General features: G+C 42.5%; 17 protein-coding genes and 2 tRNA genes. 1 reads left to right on the top strand and 18 read right to left on the bottom strand.

What is annotated here, in order from left to right; translation table 11 throughout:
- Positions 1 to 37: 37 nt before the first annotated feature.
- The 14 genes from H513_RS0118320 to H513_RS0118255 form a co-directional block, all read right to left on the bottom strand.
- Positions 38 to 847 (bottom strand): transporter substrate-binding domain-containing protein, encoded by an 810-nt coding sequence (locus H513_RS0118320; protein WP_026802025.1) that lies wholly within the window; start codon positions 845 to 847, stop codon positions 38 to 40.
- A 262-nt stretch (positions 848 to 1,109) separates the two neighbouring features.
- On the bottom strand, positions 1,110 to 2,651 hold the full coding sequence (locus H513_RS0118315) for an AbgT family transporter (protein ID WP_026802024.1): 1,542 nt from the start codon (positions 2,649 to 2,651) through the stop codon (positions 1,110 to 1,112).
- A gap of 223 nt (positions 2,652 to 2,874) precedes the next feature.
- Positions 2,875 to 3,456 (bottom strand): ribosome biogenesis GTP-binding protein YihA/YsxC, encoded by a 582-nt coding sequence (gene yihA, locus H513_RS0118310; protein WP_026802023.1) that lies wholly within the window; start codon positions 3,454 to 3,456, stop codon positions 2,875 to 2,877.
- Positions 3,456 to 5,711, bottom strand: coding sequence for an endopeptidase La (gene lon / locus H513_RS0118305; RefSeq protein WP_231572065.1), 2,256 nt, complete (start codon positions 5,709 to 5,711; stop codon positions 3,456 to 3,458). The genes yihA and lon overlap by 1 nt, the downstream gene beginning before the upstream one ends.
- Before the next feature lie 295 nt (positions 5,712 to 6,006).
- Positions 6,007 to 7,683: an ATP-dependent protease LonB gene (gene lonB, locus H513_RS20690; RefSeq protein ID WP_051240151.1), complete on the bottom strand. Its 1,677-nt coding sequence runs from the start codon at positions 7,681 to 7,683 to the stop codon at positions 6,007 to 6,009.
- Between the two features lie 146 nt (positions 7,684 to 7,829).
- Positions 7,830 to 9,107 (bottom strand): ATP-dependent protease ATP-binding subunit ClpX, encoded by a 1,278-nt coding sequence (gene clpX, locus H513_RS0118295; protein WP_026802021.1) that lies wholly within the window; start codon positions 9,105 to 9,107, stop codon positions 7,830 to 7,832.
- A gap of 331 nt (positions 9,108 to 9,438) precedes the next feature.
- Positions 9,439 to 10,725 (bottom strand): trigger factor, encoded by a 1,287-nt coding sequence (gene tig, locus H513_RS0118290; protein WP_026802020.1) that lies wholly within the window; start codon positions 10,723 to 10,725, stop codon positions 9,439 to 9,441.
- A gap of 180 nt (positions 10,726 to 10,905) precedes the next feature.
- The gene (locus H513_RS0118285; RefSeq protein ID WP_026802019.1) at positions 10,906 to 11,895 is read right to left on the bottom strand and encodes a tetratricopeptide repeat protein; all 990 of its coding nucleotides are present in this window, start codon (positions 11,893 to 11,895) and stop codon (positions 10,906 to 10,908) included.
- 173 nt (positions 11,896 to 12,068) lie between these two features.
- A tRNA-Arg gene (locus H513_RS0118280) sits at positions 12,069 to 12,142 on the bottom strand.
- Between the two features lie 42 nt (positions 12,143 to 12,184).
- Positions 12,185 to 12,258 (bottom strand) — tRNA-Gly (locus H513_RS0118275).
- A gap of 136 nt (positions 12,259 to 12,394) precedes the next feature.
- Positions 12,395 to 12,916, bottom strand: a complete 522-nt coding sequence (locus H513_RS0118270; RefSeq protein WP_026802018.1) for a metallophosphoesterase — start codon at positions 12,914 to 12,916, stop codon at positions 12,395 to 12,397.
- 15 nt (positions 12,917 to 12,931) lie between these two features.
- Positions 12,932 to 13,528, bottom strand: coding sequence for an XTP/dITP diphosphatase (locus H513_RS0118265; RefSeq protein WP_026802017.1), 597 nt, complete (start codon positions 13,526 to 13,528; stop codon positions 12,932 to 12,934).
- A 12-nt stretch (positions 13,529 to 13,540) separates the two neighbouring features.
- Complete coding sequence (gene rph, locus H513_RS0118260) at positions 13,541 to 14,299, bottom strand: ribonuclease PH (RefSeq protein ID WP_026802016.1); 759 nt, start codon at positions 14,297 to 14,299, stop codon at positions 13,541 to 13,543.
- A 141-nt stretch (positions 14,300 to 14,440) separates the two neighbouring features.
- On the bottom strand, positions 14,441 to 15,541 hold the full coding sequence (locus H513_RS0118255; protein WP_026802015.1) for a GerMN domain-containing protein: 1,101 nt from the start codon (positions 15,539 to 15,541) through the stop codon (positions 14,441 to 14,443).
- A 190-nt stretch (positions 15,542 to 15,731) separates the two neighbouring features.
- Between H513_RS0118255 and H513_RS0118250 the strand changes: the two genes are divergently transcribed.
- Complete coding sequence (locus H513_RS0118250) at positions 15,732 to 17,465, top strand: methyl-accepting chemotaxis protein (RefSeq protein ID WP_051240149.1); 1,734 nt, start codon at positions 15,732 to 15,734, stop codon at positions 17,463 to 17,465.
- 85 nt (positions 17,466 to 17,550) lie between these two features.
- Here the strand turns inward: H513_RS0118250 and racE are convergent, their stop codons facing one another.
- The 4 genes from racE to H513_RS0118230 form a co-directional block, all read right to left on the bottom strand.
- A complete protein-coding gene (gene racE / locus H513_RS0118245; RefSeq protein WP_026802013.1) occupies positions 17,551 to 18,354 on the bottom strand; it encodes a glutamate racemase in 804 nt (267 codons plus the stop codon).
- An 11-nt stretch (positions 18,355 to 18,365) separates the two neighbouring features.
- Positions 18,366 to 18,836 (bottom strand): MarR family winged helix-turn-helix transcriptional regulator, encoded by a 471-nt coding sequence (locus tag H513_RS20685; protein WP_036769125.1) that lies wholly within the window; start codon positions 18,834 to 18,836, stop codon positions 18,366 to 18,368.
- Positions 18,837 to 18,952: 116 nt separating this feature from the next.
- Positions 18,953 to 19,177, bottom strand: a complete 225-nt coding sequence (locus tag H513_RS0118235; RefSeq protein ID WP_026802012.1) for a helix-turn-helix domain-containing protein — start codon at positions 19,175 to 19,177, stop codon at positions 18,953 to 18,955.
- Between the two features lie 112 nt (positions 19,178 to 19,289).
- A complete protein-coding gene (locus tag H513_RS0118230; RefSeq protein ID WP_026802011.1) occupies positions 19,290 to 19,946 on the bottom strand; it encodes a response regulator transcription factor in 657 nt (218 codons plus the stop codon).
- Positions 19,947 to 19,948 lie beyond the last annotated feature (2 nt).

The raw sequence follows: 19,948 nt of genomic DNA, 5'->3' as shown, positions 1-19,948 counted from the left end.
CATAAGAAAAAGCGCACACTTTCATGCGCGCTCTCGCTTATTCTGGTTTCGTCGTAATATCTTCACCGAAGTATTCTTGACTAATCTCAGTTAGCGTACCGTCTTCTCGCAACGTCTTAAGCGCCTCATTGATGGCTTCTAATAATTCCGGATTCTCCTTAGAAACAGCGATTGCCTGTTCGCTTCGTTCAATCATAGAACGCGCTTCAATGTCTAGGTCGTTTCCGATTGCTTCCTTACCTGTCAGGAAGTCTGTAATTACAGCATCGTGCTGACCTTTCGCTAACGCTTGAAGAGCCACAACGTCACTGTCGTACACACTTACGTCCTCTGTTACTTCATCCGCATACTTTTGGTACGTGGAGCCTTTCGACACGGCTACATCTTTCCCCTCCAGGTCTTCAAGCTTTTCAAATTCACTTCCTGGTTGAGTGAAGATTTGAGCTCCAGAATAATAATACGCATCAGAGAAGTCTACTTGCTCTTCTCGTTCAGGTGTAATCGTGTGACTGGCTACTGCAGCATCGAAACGACCTGTTTTAACCCCTTCTACAATCGCTGAGAATTTGTAACGATTCTGCACAGGTTCAAGGCCCAACTCTTCTGCAACAGCATTGGCTACATCAATGTCGAACCCTTCCATTTCATTGTCCATATTCATATAACTAAACGGTTTGTACTCGCCTGAGGCTGCATAGCTGAACTTACCTTCATCAATTAGCGTTAAATTTGAATCAGCATCATTCCCGCCCGTATCCGTACTTGCTTCATCTTCTTCTCCAGACCCACATGCACTAAGTACGACGACAAAGGCAAGTGCAAGAATGCTCATGTACCATTTCTTCATATGACCATAACCCTCTCCATCATTGATTTGCGAGTATGTACGCTAGCCCCCGCAGTTATGTAAACTGTAACAATACTGTAATAAATACTCAATTTTCAAAAAACTTTATATCCGTATGTATCCCGCTAAAAGATGGCATTTGTGGAAGGTAAGTGGGATTTTAGAGCCATTTCCTCGTACAACCTCCTGTGTGCTCCATAATCGTTCTAATTCGACAAAAAAGACTACTCGTTCACTCATGAACGAGTAGTCTTCATCATCATTAGTTAACTCTAATAGGTGCATCCGGGCCCACTGGGATACCAAGAAGCATCCACACAATCATAAGAATCGTCCAGAAGATTGCAAACGTAATTGCATACGGCAACATCGTCGCAATTAGCGTTCCAATGCCCATCTTCTTCTGATACCGTTGTGCAAAAGCAATGATGACCGGGAAGTAGAGAAGCAATGGTGTAATCATGTTTGTTGATGAATCCGCAACGCGGTAAATAAGAGTGGTGAATTCTGGCGAGTATCCAAAGTTCCACATCATTGGCACAAATACAGGCGCTAAAATGGTCCATTTAGCAGAAGAGCTGCCAATGAATAGATTAACTCCCATCGTAATGACCATAAAGGTAAGAATAAGCGGAATGCCTGTAAACCCTCCGTCTCCCACACTTTCTAAGAAGGTAGATCCTTTGACGGCAATGACTGTGCCCATATTACTCTCACGGAAATAAGCGATAAACTGACCAGCTGTAAATGCAAGCGCAATATAGCCACTCATACTCGCCATTGATTTACCAAGGAAATTCGTCAGGTCCTTGTCGTTCGTAATCGTGTTCATCATACGGCCATAGACAAGGCCAGGTACAAAGAATAATAAAAAGATGACAAACACGAGTGAATCAAAGAATGGAGAATCGAGAAAATCAACTTCTGAAGCATTTCCTCGAAGTGGACCGAAAGCTAAATAAGCAAATAAAGCGAGCATCGCGATGAAAGAGAACGCGGCAGCTTTTAGCCCCTTCTTCTCCTGAATTGTTAATTGCTCTAAATCTTCCCCCTTCTCCCCTTCATACGCTCCAAGGCGAGGTTCAACAATACGGTGCGTGACCCACGTTCCCAAAATAGTAATAAGTGCGACAGATGCAATCATGAAGTAGTAGTTCATGGTCACATTGATGCCAGCAGCATAAGAAGGATCGACCCCTTGAATCGCTTCAAACGTCAACTCGGTCAAGATTGCATCCGTAGATGTGAGCAACAAATTAGCTCCAAATCCACCTGATACACCAGCAAACGCTGCAGCCAGACCAGCAATTGGGTGGCGTCCAAGTCCTAAGAATAACACGGCTCCAAGCGGCGGGAGCACAACGTACCCAGCATTAACAGCAACACTCGACATAATACCAGCGAACACAAGAGCTGCCGTGATAAACCGTTTAGGAACAGCCAGTACAACCCCTTTTAAAGCAGCACCTACTAATCCCGTATGCTCTGCAAGTCCAATTCCGAGCATCGTAACGAGCACCGCACCAAGTGGAGCAAAGCCTATAAAGTTATCAACTGCGCTTGTAAAGATGTATTGGAGACCTTCCTCACTGAACAGGTTCTTAACCTGTACAGCCCCTTCCTCTTCCACGTTCGGATTTGGCACAGAGACTCCAGAAAAGATCCCTGATAATAGGACAACCAGTAATGCCAACAGGAAAAATAGAGTTAGAGGAGACGGAAGTCTATTACCAATCCGCTCTATCCAATCCAATGACCGAAACAGAAGACCATTCCCCTTAGATGTTGTTTCATTCTGACCCACGTGCAGTTCCCCCTAAAATAAATGATATGAATTCCTATCTGTTAAATCAGGTTTAAAGATACCACGAGGTCTTCTTCAAGTCAATCCTAGTTCTTTAGACTTAAAAAGAAATTAACAGAAACGCTTCTTACACTCATTTAGGGACAGAACACTTCCTTGTAAAATAAACAATCCCCACTCTCATACGAGTGGGGATTGTTGTATTATGAATAATGCTTAAATGTTACAAGTAAGCACGAATTGCTTTCCAAGCTTCGTCTTTACCTTCTCCCGTTTCTGAGGAGAAAGGAATGATTTGGTCTTCTGGTGCAAGTTCAAGCACCTTTGTGATACGGCTTAATTGCTTAGCACGTTGACCTCGCTTAATCTTGTCCATCTTCGTTGCAATGACCGTAATAGGAAGCTCAAAGTGCTTCAGAAAGTCATACATCATCACATCATCCTCAGATGGATCGTGGCGGATATCCACGATCAGCATACACATATTAAGTTGCTGTCGTTCTTGGAAGTACTCTTCCATCATCTTGCCCCACTTGGCACGCTCAGTCTTTGATACTTTGGCGTACCCGTAGCCTGGAACGTCAACAAACATAATGGATTCATTCAAACGGTAGAAGTTAAGCGTTTGAGTCTTCCCAGGTTTTGAAGAGGTTCTTGCTAACGCTTTTCGTTGTATCATTTTATTAATAAAGGATGATTTCCCCACATTTGACCGACCCGCAAGCGCGAACTCCGGCAATGCTTCTTCTGGATATTGCTTTTTGCTTACGGCACTTATTACAAGTTCCGCATGATTAATCTTCATTATTTCTCCTCCACTAAAGCGCGATCTAACACTTCGTCTAAATGACGAACAGGAATAAAGGTTAATCCTTCTTTCACGCTATCAGGTATATCTTCTAAGTCTTTTTCATTCTCAGCCGGCATGATAATTGTCGTTAATCCAGCTCGGTGCGCACTAAGCGATTTCTCTTTCAAGCCACCAATTGGAAGGACCCGACCACGAAGCGTAATTTCCCCAGTCATGCCTACCTCTTTACGAACAGGACGACCACTTAACGCTGATACGAGTGCTGTAGCCATCGTTATTCCTGCCGATGGGCCATCTTTCGGTGTAGCCCCTTCTGGTACGTGAATGTGAATATCTAAGTTCTGATGAAAGTCAGGGTCAATCTTTAACTCTTCTGCTCGAGAACGGATATAGCTAAACGCTGCTTGAGCAGATTCTTTCATTACATCGCCAAGCTTACCGGTTAAGGTTAATTTACCTTTGCCCGGATAAAGGGAGACCTCAATGGACAACGTGTCTCCTCCTGCTGATGTGTAGGCGAGTCCAGTTGCCGTTCCGATTTGGTCCTCAGCTTCCGCTTGCCCATACCGGAAGAGCGGCGCTCCTAACATTTCTTCGAGCTTCTTATCCGTTACAACAACTTTCTTCTTTCCTTCAGATACAATAATCTTTGCCGCTTTTCGACATAAGGCTGCTAGCTGACGCTCCATATTTCGAACCCCGGCTTCACGCGTGTATCGTCGAATGAGCTTATAGAGAGCTTCTTCTCTTACTTGCAATTGATTCTTGTTCAAGCCATTTTCTTTGATTTGTTTCGGTAGTAGGTGTTCCTTGGCAATATGAAGCTTCTCAAGCTCTGTATAACCCGCTATCGATATAACTTCCATACGGTCTAACAACGGCCCAGGAATCGTCTGCATATTGTTAGCTGTGGCTACGAACATGACGTTTGAAAGATCATAGTTCTCTTCAATATAATGATCGCTAAATGAAGAGTTCTGTTCAGGGTCTAGCACTTCAAGCATTGCAGAAGATGGATCTCCTCTAAAGTCACTAGCCATCTTGTCGATCTCGTCCAATAGAAAGACCGGGTTAACCGTACCTGCTCGCTTCATCCCTTGGATAATACGGCCTGGCATTGCTCCAATATACGTTCGACGGTGACCGCGGATTTCAGCTTCATCCCGAACGCCACCTAAAGAGGAACGCACGTATTCACGGTTTAATGAACGAGCAATAGAACGCACTAATGAAGTCTTCCCAACACCTGGAGGCCCAACGAGGCATAGAATAGGCCCTTTAATAGACTGAGTTAATTGCTGTACAGCCAAATATTCTAAGATGCGTTCCTTCACTTTGTCTAGCCCATAATGATCTTCGTTCAGAATTTCTTCGGCATGAGGGACATCTAAATTGTCATCTGTTTCTTCATGCCACGGAATAGACACAAGCCACTCAATGTAGTTACGGATGACAGAGCTCTCCCCTGAGCTTTGTGGAACTTTCTCATAACGGTCTAGCTCTTTTAGTGCAGTTTGTTCCACTTTTTCAGGCATTTGAGCCTGTTCAATTTTTTCTTTAAGCTCTGCTATTTCGCCTGTCTTGCCATCCTTTTCACCGAGCTCCTTCTGGATTGCTTTCATTTGTTCCCTTAGGTAGTACTCTTTTTGAGTACGTTCCATGGAAGTCTTTACTCGTTGGCCAATTTTCTTCTCTAATTGAAGAACTTCTTTCTCGTTTCCAATAATCTCAATAATATGTTGCAATCGTTGTGCTACATTCGAGATTTCTAACACTTCTTGTTTATCTTTGATTTTTAGCGAGAGGTGGGACGTTACAATATCCGCTAAACGGCCTGGGACATCAATGTCTTTCACAGACGCTAGCGTTTCATCGCTAATTTTCTTTGATACTTTAATGTATTGTTCGAACTGCTCTAATAAAGAACGCATTAGTGCTTCTTCTTGATTCGGGTTGTCGTGAACTTCTTCTACTTGTTCATATTCAACCTCGAACATGTCTTCTTCTTGAGCATATTGAACAATTCTTGCGCGCTGCTCACCTTCTACAAGAACGCGAATTGTCCCGTTCGGAAGTTTCAACATCTGTTTAATGTAAGCAATAGTACCAATTGTATATATGTCATCCAGAGATGGATCATCTACGTTGACTTCTTTCTGTGCAGAAAGAAGTATCCGATTGTCATTCACCATCGCTTTCTCGATTGCTTGTACAGATTTGTCTCGCCCTACGTCTAAGTGCATCACCATGGATGGATATACCAATAGTCCACGTAATGGCAGGAGGGGTATTACATTATTATTGTCTTCACTCACAGGTCTGACACCTCCATCGATTTCCCCATTTATTAGTTGGAAGGCTATGTGCTGAATATGTGGATGATTCCTCACAAACTTCATTATTAACCAAAGCCATTTAGAAAGAGAAAACAGAGCTCGCCTTAGCTTAAGCAAAGACAAAGCTCTTCATTCTTAAGATTGTTATGGTTCTTTAAAGTATAAAGAAAAGACCCACCATTGTAAAATATTCTAGTTGAGGAATAGGTTATCGTTCCCCGGCCTTTCGAATGATAGTCGGGTCTTGCTGTGGTCGAGCAGGAAGGAACGAATCAATTTCTCCCTTTAATCCTCTTGCCAAAGCCTGTTCAATCGTTGTAACTGGAACGACTTTAATCCCATCCATTTCATGGAACATGGCCTGGTCGTTCTCTTCAGGAATAAAGGCAACGGTAGCTCCAGCTTTTCTCGCAGCTCGAACTTTAGCCATCACTCCCCCAACCGGTTTCACTTGTCCCCGTAGACTAATTTCACCAGTAAACGCAACATCGTGCTTCACAGGGATTCTATAAATGGCTGAGAAAATAGCTACAGCCATAGCCACTCCAGCAGAAGGCCCATCAACTGGCACGCCCCCAGGGAAATTGACGTGAATATCATATTCGTGAGCTGGGACACCGAGCGACCGGAGAACGGTAAGTACATTCTCAATAGACCCTTTAGCCATACTCTTTCTTCTGATGGACTTACTCTGGCTACCTATGTTCTCTTCTTCTGCAATCCCCGTAATGTTAATCGTACCTTCTTTAGAAGTTGGAAGCACACTCACTTCAATCTCGAGGATAGCACCTGTATTTGGGCCATATACAGCCAGACCATTGACAACGCCGATTTGATCTTCTGAATGAATGAATTTCTCATAACGAGGCATGAGTTGCGATGCATCGACTACCCATTCAATATCAGATTGTGCAATAGCAGACCGCCCTTGCTTCTTGGAACGACCTAAAGCGATTTGAATCATGTTGACTGCTTCACGCCCATTTCGAGCGTAGTTCGATAAGGTACGAAGAGCAGCTTCTTCTCCAAGATAGTTCACCTTTTGGACGGCTTTATCAGCGATTTGTACAATCTCTTCTTGCTCCAATTCTCTAAAGAAAACTTCCAAGCACCTTGAACGAATTGCCGGCGGAATTTCATCTGGCATTCTTGTCGTTGCACCAATTAAACGAAAATCCGCTGGTAACCCCTTCTGAAAAATCTCGTGTATATGTAGCGGTATTTGTTGGTTCTCTTCACTATAATACGCACTTTCAAAGTAAACTTTCCGGTCTTCTAGTACTTTCAACAACTTATTCATTTGAATTGGATGAAGCTCTCCGATTTCATCAATAAATAGGACCCCACCGTGCGCATTAGATACGGCACCTTGCTTGGGTTGAGGAATACCAGCTTGCCCCATGGCCCCTGCCCCTTGATAAATAGGGTCATGAACCGATCCAATAAGGGGATCAGCAATTCCCCTTTCATCAAAGCGAGCTGTTGTGGCATCTAGTTCTACGAACACAGCATCCTGTTTAAATGGTGATTCAGTTTGCGACTTTGCCTCTTCTAACACCAAGCGGGCCGCAGCGGTCTTTCCAACACCAGGTGGACCGTAAATAATGACATGCTGAGGATTTTCACTACAAATGGCTGCACGCAAGGCCTCAATTCCATCTTTCTGCCCGACTATATCATGAAAGCTACGTGGTCGCACTCGTTCAGAGAGCGGTTCTGTAAGACGAATTTCTCTCATTTTTCTTAGCTGAGCCATTTCTTTTTTAGACTCACGGTCGATGGTGACCTTCTGTGAACGTTGGTTCTTTAACAGATTCCAAAAGTACAGTCCAATGACAACACCAAAAAACATCTGGACCATTAAAACAATACTCGTTAGAGACATGTTGTTCCCTCCTGTAATGTATAAACGTGCTACATTACAAGCTAGTATCTCCCCAAATGTTTACGCTAAACCCTATAAAATGTACTCGCTAGAAAAACGCATGACATAAAAAAAGCAGTAGCCCCTACAAGGGCTACTGCTTGGCCTTATGCACTTTCTTTAGGCTTATTCTCGTCTCTAACCGTACCGTCGTTAAAGACAAATTTAGGACGACCATTGTCGTTAATAACCGTTTCATTTGTGATGATGACTTTCTCAATATCATCTCTAGAAGGAATTTCATACATCACATCAAGCATAATGCTCTCAAGAATGGAACGAAGTCCACGAGCACCTGTCTTACGTTCAATGGCTTTACGAGCTACTTCACGTAAGGCTTCATCTTCAAATTCAAGTTCAACATGATCAATTTGGAACAAACGCTTATATTGTTTCACAAGCGCATTCTTAGGCGCCGTAAGAATTTGAACAAGTGCTTCTTCGTCTAATGGCTCAAGCGCACCAATAACTGGTAGACGGCCAATAAACTCAGGAATTAGACCGTAACGAAGAAGGTCTTCTGGCAAGACTTTTGTGAGCAACTCTGCGCGGTCCATTTCATCAGAGCTTTGCTCTGCTCCAAATCCAATCACACGTTTACCAAGACGTCGGCGAACGATGTCTTCAATACCATCGAAGGCACCACCAACGATGAATAGAACGTTGCTTGTATCGATTTGGATAAATTCTTGATGAGGATGCTTACGTCCACCTTGTGGAGGAACGCTTGCTACTGTACCTTCAAGAATTTTAAGCAATGCTTGTTGAACCCCTTCACCGGATACATCACGAGTGATGGATGGGTTCTCAGATTTACGGGCAACTTTGTCAATTTCATCAATATAGATAATCCCTTTTTCAGCTTTCTCTACGTCATAATCTGCAGATTGGATTAGCTTAAGCAAGATGTTCTCTACATCTTCCCCTACATAACCTGCTTCAGTTAGAGATGTCGCATCTGCAATGGCAAATGGTACATTTAGAATACGAGCTAGTGTTTGAGCAAGTAGAGTTTTACCGCTACCAGTAGGCCCAATCATACAAATGTTACTCTTCGCCAATTCTACGTCGTCTGATTTCGAATTTGCAGTCGCATTAATACGCTTATAATGGTTATAAACCGCAACAGAAAGATTGCGCTTCGCCTGGTTCTGACCAATTACGTAGTCATTTAAGATATCGTTGATTTCTCTAGGTTTAGGAACCTCTTTGAATTCAACTTCTTCTTCATTACCTAACTCTTCCTCAACGATTTCTGTACATAATTCAATACACTCATCGCATATATATACGCCGGGACCTGCTACAAGTTTACGCACTTGGTCTTGCGTCTTACCACAGAAGGAGCACTTAAGCTGGCCTTTCTCTTCATTAAATTTAAACATGCACTATTCACCTCACAAAGAATATCTAGCCTAGGGATCTATAACAAATTGACCTTATTTCACCTTACTTTAGGACATCATAACAAATAAATGTAATGACTTAAAAGCAAAAAACTCATGTAATGTTTCGGACAGTGGGTATATGTATATATTATGTACTTGTATCAAGAAAGAAGTCAACATATGTGTAGAAACGAAAGAGGTCGGGACAAACTTGAAGGTATGGTTTATATGTATTTTCAAAGAAGTGAGAACATTCCATACAAGATTCTTTATATGAAGAAAACAAGGCACGAATAAAGTCGCGCCTTGTCATTCTTCCATTGTTTCATTATGCAGATTTGCTGTTATCTACAAGAACTTCGATTGCTTTGCGGTATTTAAGGTCTTCATTTACCATATCTGTGTTTCCACCTAGCATTTGCTTAAGGTTCTCAACATCAGTTTGGTACATAGAAGCCATGTTCGCAAGCTCTTCGTTTACGTCTTCTTCAGACACCTGTACATTTTCAGCTTCTGCAATTGCTTCTAGAACAAGGTTCGTTTTCACACGTTGCTGTGCGTCATCCTTCATTTGTTCTTTCAACGCATCCTGGTCTTGACCAGTGAATTGAGTGTACATTTCAAGCGTCATGCCTTGCATTTGTAGACGTTGTTGGAATTCTTGGATCATACGATCTAATTCCGTGTCTACCATTGCTTCAGGAATGTCGATTTCTGCGTTATCTGTCGCTTTATTTACAAGCTCTTCGCGTTTCGCGTTCTCAGCTTGTTGGTTCTTCTCTTCTTGTAGACGCTCTTTTGTCTTTTGCTTCAACTCATCTAGAGTTTCTACTTCTTCATCTACATCTTTTGCAAATTCATCATCAAGTTCAGGAACTTCTTTTGTCTTGATTTCGTGAATTTTAACTTTGAATGTAGCTGCTTTACCAGCTAGGTCTTCAGCGTGGTATTCCTCTGGGAATGTTACTTCTACTTCTGTATCTTCTCCAGCAGATTTACCAACTAGCTGCTCTTCGAATCCTGGAATAAATTGACCAGAACCGATTTCTAGAGAATGGTTCTCAGCTTGGCCGCCTTCGAATGCAACGCCATCAACGAAGCCTTCAAAGTCCATGACAACTGTGTCACCTTCTTCTACAGTTCCTTCTTCTTTAACAACAAGCTCAGCTTGTTTTTCTTGCTGCTGTTTAAGTTCAGCTTCAACGTCTTCGTCAGTAACGGCAACGTCTTGGTCTTCTACTTCAAGACCTTTGTAGTCGCCAAGTGTTACTTCTGGCTTCACTGTAACTTTAGCAGTAAAGATAAGGTTTTGACCTTTTTCAATTTGTTCTACGTCTACTTCTGGACGGTCTACAGGAGTGATGTTTGTTTCTTCAACAGCCTCACCGTAAGCATCAGGAAGTAGGATATCTAGTGCATCTTGGTATAGAGACTCAACACCAAAGCGTTGTTCAAAGATTTTACGAGGTACTTTCCCTTTACGGAAACCTGGAATAGATACATCTTTTACAACTTTTTTGAATGCTTGGTCTAACGCTTGGTCAAACTTCTCAGCTTCAACTTCTACTGTAAGTTGGCCTTCGTTACCTTCTAATTTTTCGAATTTTGCAGACATGCTTTTCCCTCCAACATCTATTGTTCATCTGTTCATTGTGTACGATAGTATCATGCTTGTTGTCAAACATGAAAGTTTACCTGATTTACAACCACTTCATTATAACACAAACTATAAGCCTTTCAACACCTAACCCTTATGCAAAAACACAGGTAAAAGTAAGCAATACACGGGGTCGGATTATGAGTCTAGGATGGTGAAATACTCTCTTTCAAATGCCAGAATTTCATCAATCCATTTCTGTACCTCTGACTCCTCTGCCTCAAAGGACAACGATAAGTGTTCCATCGACAGTGAACTTGACGCAATTCTATGTAAGGCTGTAGCAATAGCCTCGTCGTGGTCATATGTAGGTAGGTTTGGGTAACGAATATAAAGATAGCGGAACAGTTGTTGTTGAATCAATTCAAATAAGGAAGGGCTTTCATCCTCAACTGGACGTAGCAGCGTGAAAATCCCGAGAGCACGGGGATGAGATAGAACGTCTGTCAATTCGCTAGGAACGACCTTTACGACTTCTCCAAACTTTCTTACCGTTACTTCGTAATCTACGTTTGAGTCACGCATCCACTGGACAAGCCCCGTCTTAATGACCGGTTGAATTTCTTCATCCTCTAAATAAGGAAGCAACTGCTTTATGTAGGGTTGGACATCTCGCTTTCTTAATTTCGTCAGGAGTTGCCATTGTTTCCTTAAATCTTTCTGATCGAGCGACAACAGAAACTCATCTAATTGAGCTGTGTCATCGTAAGGCGCCTCCTCCTCAGTCAGCTTCTTCGTAACATCATATAATTGATGGAATTGAATGCGTACTTGCTCCGGTATGTCCTCTGTCTCAAAGATTTCATCGAGCAAATCAATCAACTCTTCATACTGAGCTGTCTGGAAAAGGATGGTCAAATAAATATGTAAGTATTGATAGTAATTCTCTTCGTCTTCTTTCATCAAATGTTGACATATATCTTCCGCTTCCCCGTAGCGACCTAGCTCCATTAAACATACCAGCTTTCCCGTCAATACCTCAGTTGTTTCGATCTTAAACTGAAGCAGCTGGTCGAAGTAATGTATGGCGTCTTTATATCTCTTTTCTTCTAACGCAGTTCGCCCATTTTGTTCTAGGGTCGTTTTCCATTTGGGGAAGAGGACAACATCTGCTTTATCCTTTGTCATATCTTCATCCTTCCCTCAACATTATCGTTTACCAGTCTCTGTTTGCCCACGACGTGCTTCTTCTTATGTTACCCAAACTTATGTACTTTTAAGCTTAACATATATAATTAACTTATCCTAATCATTCAACATATATAAGAAAAAAGCTGAAGGAGTTCCTTCAGCTTTAAATATGTCCCAGGAGAGATTCGAACTCCCGACCTACGGCTTAGAAGGCCGTTGCTCTATCCTACTGAGCTACTGGGACGCAGTATTAATATGAAATTATACAATCAATGAAAATATGTAATGGAGCGGGTGATGGGAATCGAACCCACATCATCAGCTTGGAAGGCTGAGGTTTTACCACTAAACTACACCCGCGTTTAAATTAGAGAGCAACTTTTGTTTATAGTTCAAGAACTGAACAACGCTATCCTTTAACCGTCTCGCTCTCAAGCGAACATGTTTCATTATATGCACTGTAGAATTAAAAGTCAATGGGTTTCAGGCAGAAAATTTATTCTGCCTGAAAATTAGTTTCATAGGTCATGTTCGGAAGCGGATTTCCTTCACTACTATAGAAGTGAACCGCTGCCTTTTGTCCTTCCCATTGTAGGATTGCATACGTTTTTTCTGTGATACCTCTTGGAAGTCGTACACTTCCTGGATTGATAAATAGTTTCCCATTCACCATTTCTGCTCCAGCCATGTGGGAGTGACCAAAGCAGATCACATTCGCTCCTAATTCTTCTGCGCGATAGGAAAGAGGCATGAGTGACGATTTGACTTGGAAGAGATGTCCATGCGTTGCAAAAAAGGATAAGTCGTTAATCGAGAACGTTTCCTCATCAGGATAACGGTCATCCATATCGCAATTGCCACGAACAGCAGCGTACATTTCCATATGAACAGAGTCAAAAGGTAGCTCTGAGTCTCCACAATGAATTATCGCATCCACTTCGTGTTTATGTCTGTCTCGAATGACTCCTACCTCTTCCTCTAAACCGTGACTGTCACTTACGATTAACACTTTCGGCATATGCGTTCCTCCTAACTAGTCTGACTGACGAGAAGAAAGCCAATGCTTAAATAAATCTAGTGCATGACCCCTGTGGCTAATCGCATTTTTTTCTTGCTTTGTGAGCTGGGCCATCGTCACAGATTTGTCCTTTGGTGTGAAGATTGGGTCATATCCGAACCCGTTCTCCCCAACAGGTGATGTGGTAATCGTCCCTTCACACTCTCCTCTGAACAATTCCATTGTCCCTTCGTCAAGTACAAGCGCCAATACCGTTACAAATCGTGCTGAGCGGTTCTTGACCCCGTCCATTTCTGTTAGGACTTTTTGTAGATTGTTCTCGTCATTCTTCTCTTCCCCGGCATATCTTGCTGAAAACACTCCTGGTCTTCCGTCTAAAGCATCTATCTCTAACCCGGAGTCATCAGCTAACACAGGCATGTTGAGCATTGCTGCATAGCTACTAGCTTTTAGCTGAGCATTTTCTTCAAATGTGGTTCCTGTTTCCTCTACGTCTGGAACTTGCTGGTCGAGGTCTGCCAAAGAACGTACTCTTACCCCGAAATCGGACAAAATCTTCCGGATTTCTTCAACTTTCCCCTCGTTATGACTGGCTATAATTAATTCTTGCATCCTCATGTCCCCTTACTTAGCAGACTGGTTTCGATTTCGGTCTATAAGTGCATTAAGATCGCCAAGTACTTCCTTCTGGATATCAACTAGTTGTTTCATACCTGTATTGGCTAACTGGAGCATAGTGTGAAGCTGGTCAAATGAATACGTAGACTCTTCGCCGGTACCTTGTAGTTCTACAAATTCACCGTTCCCCGTCATGACTACATTCATATCAACTTCTGCTTGAGAGTCTTCTTCATAGCAAAGGTCCAGAATTTCTTTCCCTTTAAGTACACCTACTGATGTAGCAGCAAGATAATCCTTCACAGGCAATTCCTTAATGGCTTTGTCCTTCAATAGTTTGCCGAATGCAAGTACCATCGCCACGTATGCACCTGTAATCGAAGCTGTACGTGTACCTCCATCTGCTTGAATAACATCGCAGTCAATCCATAGGGTACGCTCGCCCACTTTCTCCAAATCTACAACCGCACGCAAAGCGCGTCCGATTAAACGTTGGATTTCCATTGTACGTCCAGAGACTTTCCCTTTAGAGGACTCACGAATATTTCTCGATTGTGTCGCTCGTGGCAACATGGAATATTCAGCTGTAATCCACCCTTTTCCTTCTCCGCGCATAAATGGCGGGACGCGGTCTTCTATACTTGCATTACAAATCACCTTCGTGTCGCCCACTGTAATCAGTACCGACCCTTCTGGGTGCTTTACGTAATCCGTTTCTATATGTATCGCTCGTAGCTCATTTTCTTTACGTTCATCAGTTCTCATCATTCGTTCCTCCTTCAACTTATCCTTGCCCATCGTAACATATTTAAGGGGAAAAGTTTATTCCCGTTATACCGAAAGAAAAAGAGGCTGCGTTTTTCATGCAAGCCTCTTTCATGTCTATAGTATATCCGTCACCACTGATTAAAATCTACCTGTATTCACCATCTCTGGACGTGTAACAGGCTCTGAATAACTTTCACCCGTTTCATTATAGAATTCATCTTTGTTCTCCACTTGTATGGATACCGCTTCAACTCCAGGCTGCTCCGTTAAAGACAACACCAAACTCTCCATGACCTTGTCCGATAGAACAGATTGGTCTTCGAAGTTATTCAGAATCTCTTCATTGAACGTTAAGGTTAACACTCCATCCTTATACTCTGGTTGTTCTGTTAATTGAACCCCACTGTTAAATACGTTCAGTAAGTCGAGTGTCATCGTTGGACCACCAACGAGTTCACTTACAATCGCTTCATAGATTTGCTCATCCGATGACTCTTCTACATTGATTCGCTTCGTAACAGGAACGAAGTAATAGGAATTGTCGTGTTGAGCGGGATAGTAAAGCATTACTGCTTTACTATCCGTAATATCAGCCACATCCCCAGAATGCATGTTAATGCCATTGGCTCTTGAGTATCCATCGTTAATCGGTGTTTGACCAACCGGCATGACATCTGTGTCCATTCCATTAATCTGTAGCTTAATCCGCTCAACACTCTCAAATTGAGTAAGTGTATACGTCATTGACTCTAGAATCTTCTGTTCATCCTCCGGTCGATAGTCGGTAAAGTCTTTGGATACATCAACGACCAGTGTGCCATCGTCCTTTAGATTCAGACTGTTGATCATTGTTCCAGCAGGAAGAACAGCTTCAAATCCATTTGGCAGCAGTTGTGTTACGGGGCCACCTTTGACCAAATACTCAAGCGCCTGCTTCGCTACTTCCTTTGTATCATCTTTTGGAATTGGGATAGTTTGAGGGACAACCATCCCTTTAGAATCTAATAAATACAGTTGACGTTCTACGACTTCAACCGTGCTCTCATCCGCTTCCTCCACCTCAGTCGTTTCTGCTTCTGATTCACTCTCTTCCTTCGTTGTATCTACTTCACTCGTTGTAGCCTGTTCTTGAGGCGGATCCATTTCTTGCATGGATTGTTCGCCTTGGAATACACACCCAGTTAATAACACAATACTCGTAATGAGTCCTCCACATATGATCCATACACGCTTATGCATGTCTTCCCCTCCTATGATGGTTTGTACTACATGTATACGAGTAAATAAAAAAATTAGACCAAGCGTGACAAGTATTTTTCAAACGTTCCTTTACATTGTGAGGTTGCATCCGATAAAAAGATAGCGTGCTTGCTTAAGAGACGACAGGCACTATCATCTATCTATATATACAATCAGGAGGGAACACTATTTGAGAAAGTCAATACGAGCGAAACTAATTAGCATATCGCTATTACTATTGTGCGTTCCAAGTTTAGTAATTGGACTGATAGGCTATGCTACAGCCCAAGACAGTCTTGACGAACTTGGTCGGACAACATTAAAGAACGGGGTCGAAATGGCGATTCAAACCATTGATACCTTACAAGAAGACGTGTCTACGGGCGCATTAGACCAAGAGTCCGCTCAAGAAAGGATGAAGGAGCTACTAATTGGCCCCTTAAAGGCGGATGGCACTCGTGACATTGAAAGTCCAGTTGACCTTGGAGAGAATGGTTACTTCATGGTCTACAACACAGAAGGTCAAGAGATTGCACACCCCTCTCTTGAGAATGAGAATGTGTGGGATGTTACAGACAAAGATGGCCAGCTATTTGTTCAGAATCAAATTAAAACAGCGCAAGATGGCGGAGGATTCACCACCTATTCTTGGACGTTTCCAAATAGCGAGAACGTAGGAGAGAAGATTACATACAATCAGTACGACAAAGAATGGGGATGGGTAGTGGCAGCCTCTACTTATGAGAAAGACTTTAACGCACCCGCCCAACAATTGCTCTATGTCTTACTTATTACGCTTGGAGCTGCATTACTAATAGGCTCAGCTATCATTTATCTCTTCTCAAAGCATCTGGCAAACCCATTACGCGACCTAACCACACAAGTGGATGAAATTGCAGCTGGAAACTTATCTATTGATGCGAAAGAAGTTACGAGGCAAGATGAAATTGGTCAACTTGATGAAGGCATACAATTGATGGTAACCAATTTGAAATCGTTAATTGGTGCTGTGAATGAATCAGCCTCGTCCATTAACGCCACTTCCCAAAATTTAAGTGCTGTAGCGGAAGAGACAAACGCATCTGGAGAAGAAATCTCTAAAGCGATTGGAGAAATCTCTCAAGGAGCGACGCAACAAGCTGCGGACTTTGAAGATACATTTGAAATCACAAGTAACCTTATTCAACAAATACAAGAAGTCTCAGATCAGAATCATCGTATGCTAGAAATTTCTAAGGTCGTTGAAGAAGCGAACGAACAAGGAATGACAAGCGTTGTTTCCCTAAGTGAGAAATCTGAGGAGACAAGCACACTGATTTCTGATGTCCAAGAGATGGTTAGCAACCTATCTCATCATGTGAAAGAAATCGAAACAGTAGTTGGTACAATTGATGAGATTTCAGCTCAAACAAACTTATTGGCTTTAAACGCATCCATCGAAGCAGCTCGCGCTGGCGAACACGGGAAAGGCTTTGCAGTCGTTGCTGAAGAAGTAAGGAAGCTGGCAGAACAAACATCTCGTTCAACTAACGAAGTAAACCAGACAATCTCAACAATCGTGGAACAAACGAACCATGCCAACAACGCAATGGAGAGGACCTACCGCGTTGTTGGCGAACAAAACAATGTGGTTGGACTCACAAAAGAATCATTTACGCATATTAATGAATCCGTTGCGGAGATCACAAACTCCATAGAAGCTATTTCTAAAGATATGAAACAGCTCATCCAGTCTAAAGACACCTTATATCAATCTATGGAAAGTGTTACTGCTGTAACAGAGGAGACTGCGGCCTCCACTCAACAAGTAAGCTCATCTGTAGCTGAACAACAAAACGCTGTTGAAGTGGTTGCATCTTCCGCTAATGAATTAAGCGATGCTACTCAATCACTGCAACAAGAATTAAATCAGTTCAAGCTATAAGAATAAGCACTTCCATTTATAGAAAGAAATGCGAACAACCGTATTTATACAATAAAGAAAAGGCACCGAAATCGGTGCCTTTTCTTTATGTTCCTAATGTAATAATCTCAATATGTTCAACAGGTGAGTCGAACCAAGCGTTTGCGATGTTCTCAAATAATGCCCGGTCACCCGTTGCATAGAATTCGTGCTGTGGTGGATGGTATCCGTTTGAAAATGTATCATAGTATTCAAGCAGCACACTCACTTCACGGGCTGTCTCATCCCCAGAACTAATAATCTTAATGTCATTCCCCATAACTTCTTGAATGGTAGAGCTTAAGAGTGGGTAATGAGTACATCCTAATATCAGGGTATCAATATGATTTTGTTCTTTCATAGGTACCAGACTCTCAGCCACAACTTGGTAAGCGTCTTCCCCTTCAAGCACCCCCATCTCCACCAATGGAACGAACCTCGGACATGCCAGGTCATTCACATGAATAGAAGGATTAATGTGTTTAAGCGCTTGTGGATACGCTTGGCTTGAAATGGTTCCCTCTGTACCAATAACTCCAATATGCTGATTCTGAGATGTCTTAATCGCTGCTCTTGCGCCCGGCTGGATGACACCAACTACAGGAATATCCAATTCATTCCGCAACATCTCTAACGTAAATGCCGTCGCTGTATTACATGCAATGACAAGCATTTTAATGTTCTTCTCGAGTAGAAAGTCTACCATTTCTCTTGTGAATTGGATGACTTCTTCTTTCGGTCGCGGACCGTATGGACAACGTAATGTGTCCCCTACATAAATCAACTTCTCCTTGGGTAACTGACGCATTAGTTCGCGTGCTACCGTCAATCCCCCAACACCGGAATCAATAACACCAATCGGTCGGTTCACTTCTATCGCCTCTACTTCTTCTGTTGTTCTTTACGTTCCTCTGTATCAAAACTAAGCATTTCCCCGTGCAACAAGCTTAGTAGTTCATTTAATTTCTCTACTTGTTCGAATGAGAAATGATGCAAGACATGCTGCAAATAGGCTTGGCGCTTTCCAATAACTTCATGGATAATTTCTTCTCCCTTTTGAAGAAGGTGAATACGAACGACGCGTCGATCTTTATCGTCCCTTACACGTTCTACTAACTCATTCTTCTCCATCCGGTCTACCAAATCCGTCGTTGTACTACAGGCCAAATACATTTTATTTGATAATTCCCCGATTGTCATATCTCCTTGTTCAAGCAACCATTGTAGTGCAATGAACTGGGGCGGGGTGATTGGATATTGGTCCAACATCTCACGGCCCTTTTGTTTAATTAACCCTGAGATATGCCGCAAGTCTTTTTCCAAAGACGCAATGTGGGCAGGCGCTTTCTCCAATGAGCGAAACCTCCTAAAAGTTCTAATAGATTCATTGTTACGGACTTGACCGTAAAATTCAAGAAAATCAGCCTAATAAAAATAAAAACCGACTTTCCAAAGAAAGTCGGCCTCTATTATAGCTTGAGCTCGCCCATACGTAGGAGCTCAACAACAGCTTGAGAGCGCCCCTTAACCCCTAGCTTTTGCATGGCATTGGAAATATGATTGCGAACGGTTTTCTCTGAGATGAAAAGTTCATTCGCGATTTCCTTTGTGGTTTTATCTTGCACAAGTAGTTCAAAGACTTCTTTCTCGCGTTTTGTGAGTAATTGCTTCGGTTTGTAGTCTTTGTCTTTCAAGTGGTAACCCCTCCTTGCTGACTTAGAGCTAACAGTGAAGGGTAGTTATTTAGTCTTTACATCTTATGAACGGAGAACGGAAGCTGTTCCATAAGAAATACACACTTTTTGACTAAACAGCTGAGATTAAACCAAGTTCCTTCGCCTTAATCAGGGCTTCTGTTCTTGAGCGTACGCCCAATTTATTAAAGATCCCTGTCAATGTATATTCAACACTTCGTTGAGACATGTGTAAGTTCTGGGCAATTAATTTATTTGTATACCCTTTAGACACTTCATTTAGTATCTGTTGCTCCTTTTCATTTAGAGCAATGGTCAAGGCATCTTCTGTATGTTCAACAGCATCTTGATTCACCCTCGCTTCGGCGCGACGTAGTTGCTTGAACAGGTGAAGCGGCAACACCACTTCCTCTCGAAGAGCGCAACGAATAGCCGTTACAAGCTGATCTTTCGTTGCGGTCTTACTCACAAAGCCTGAAATGTCCGACTCCACAAGCAGATTGAAATGAGTACTCAAATCAAAACCCGTGTAGATTAGTACTCTCACGTCAGGGTCGTGAGATTTAATGTGCTTGCTGAGCTCAATTCCATTCTGACCAGGCATGTATAAGTCAAGTAAAAGAACGTCATATCCGTTCTCCTGAAGCATCTCAAGCGCATGTATGCTTTCAGAAATGACATCTACTTGTATGTCATCCTCTTGTTCAAGCATCATTTTCGTTCCTGTTCCAACCGCTGGATGATCATCAACAATTAATATACGAATCAACT

The organism is Pontibacillus halophilus JSM 076056 = DSM 19796 (assembly GCF_000425205.1).
In the GTDB taxonomy this organism is placed as follows: domain Bacteria; phylum Bacillota; class Bacilli; order Bacillales; family BH030062; genus Pontibacillus_A; species Pontibacillus_A halophilus.
Note: the sequence above shows the minus strand (reverse complement) of the source record. Positions and strands in the feature narration are given on the sequence as shown.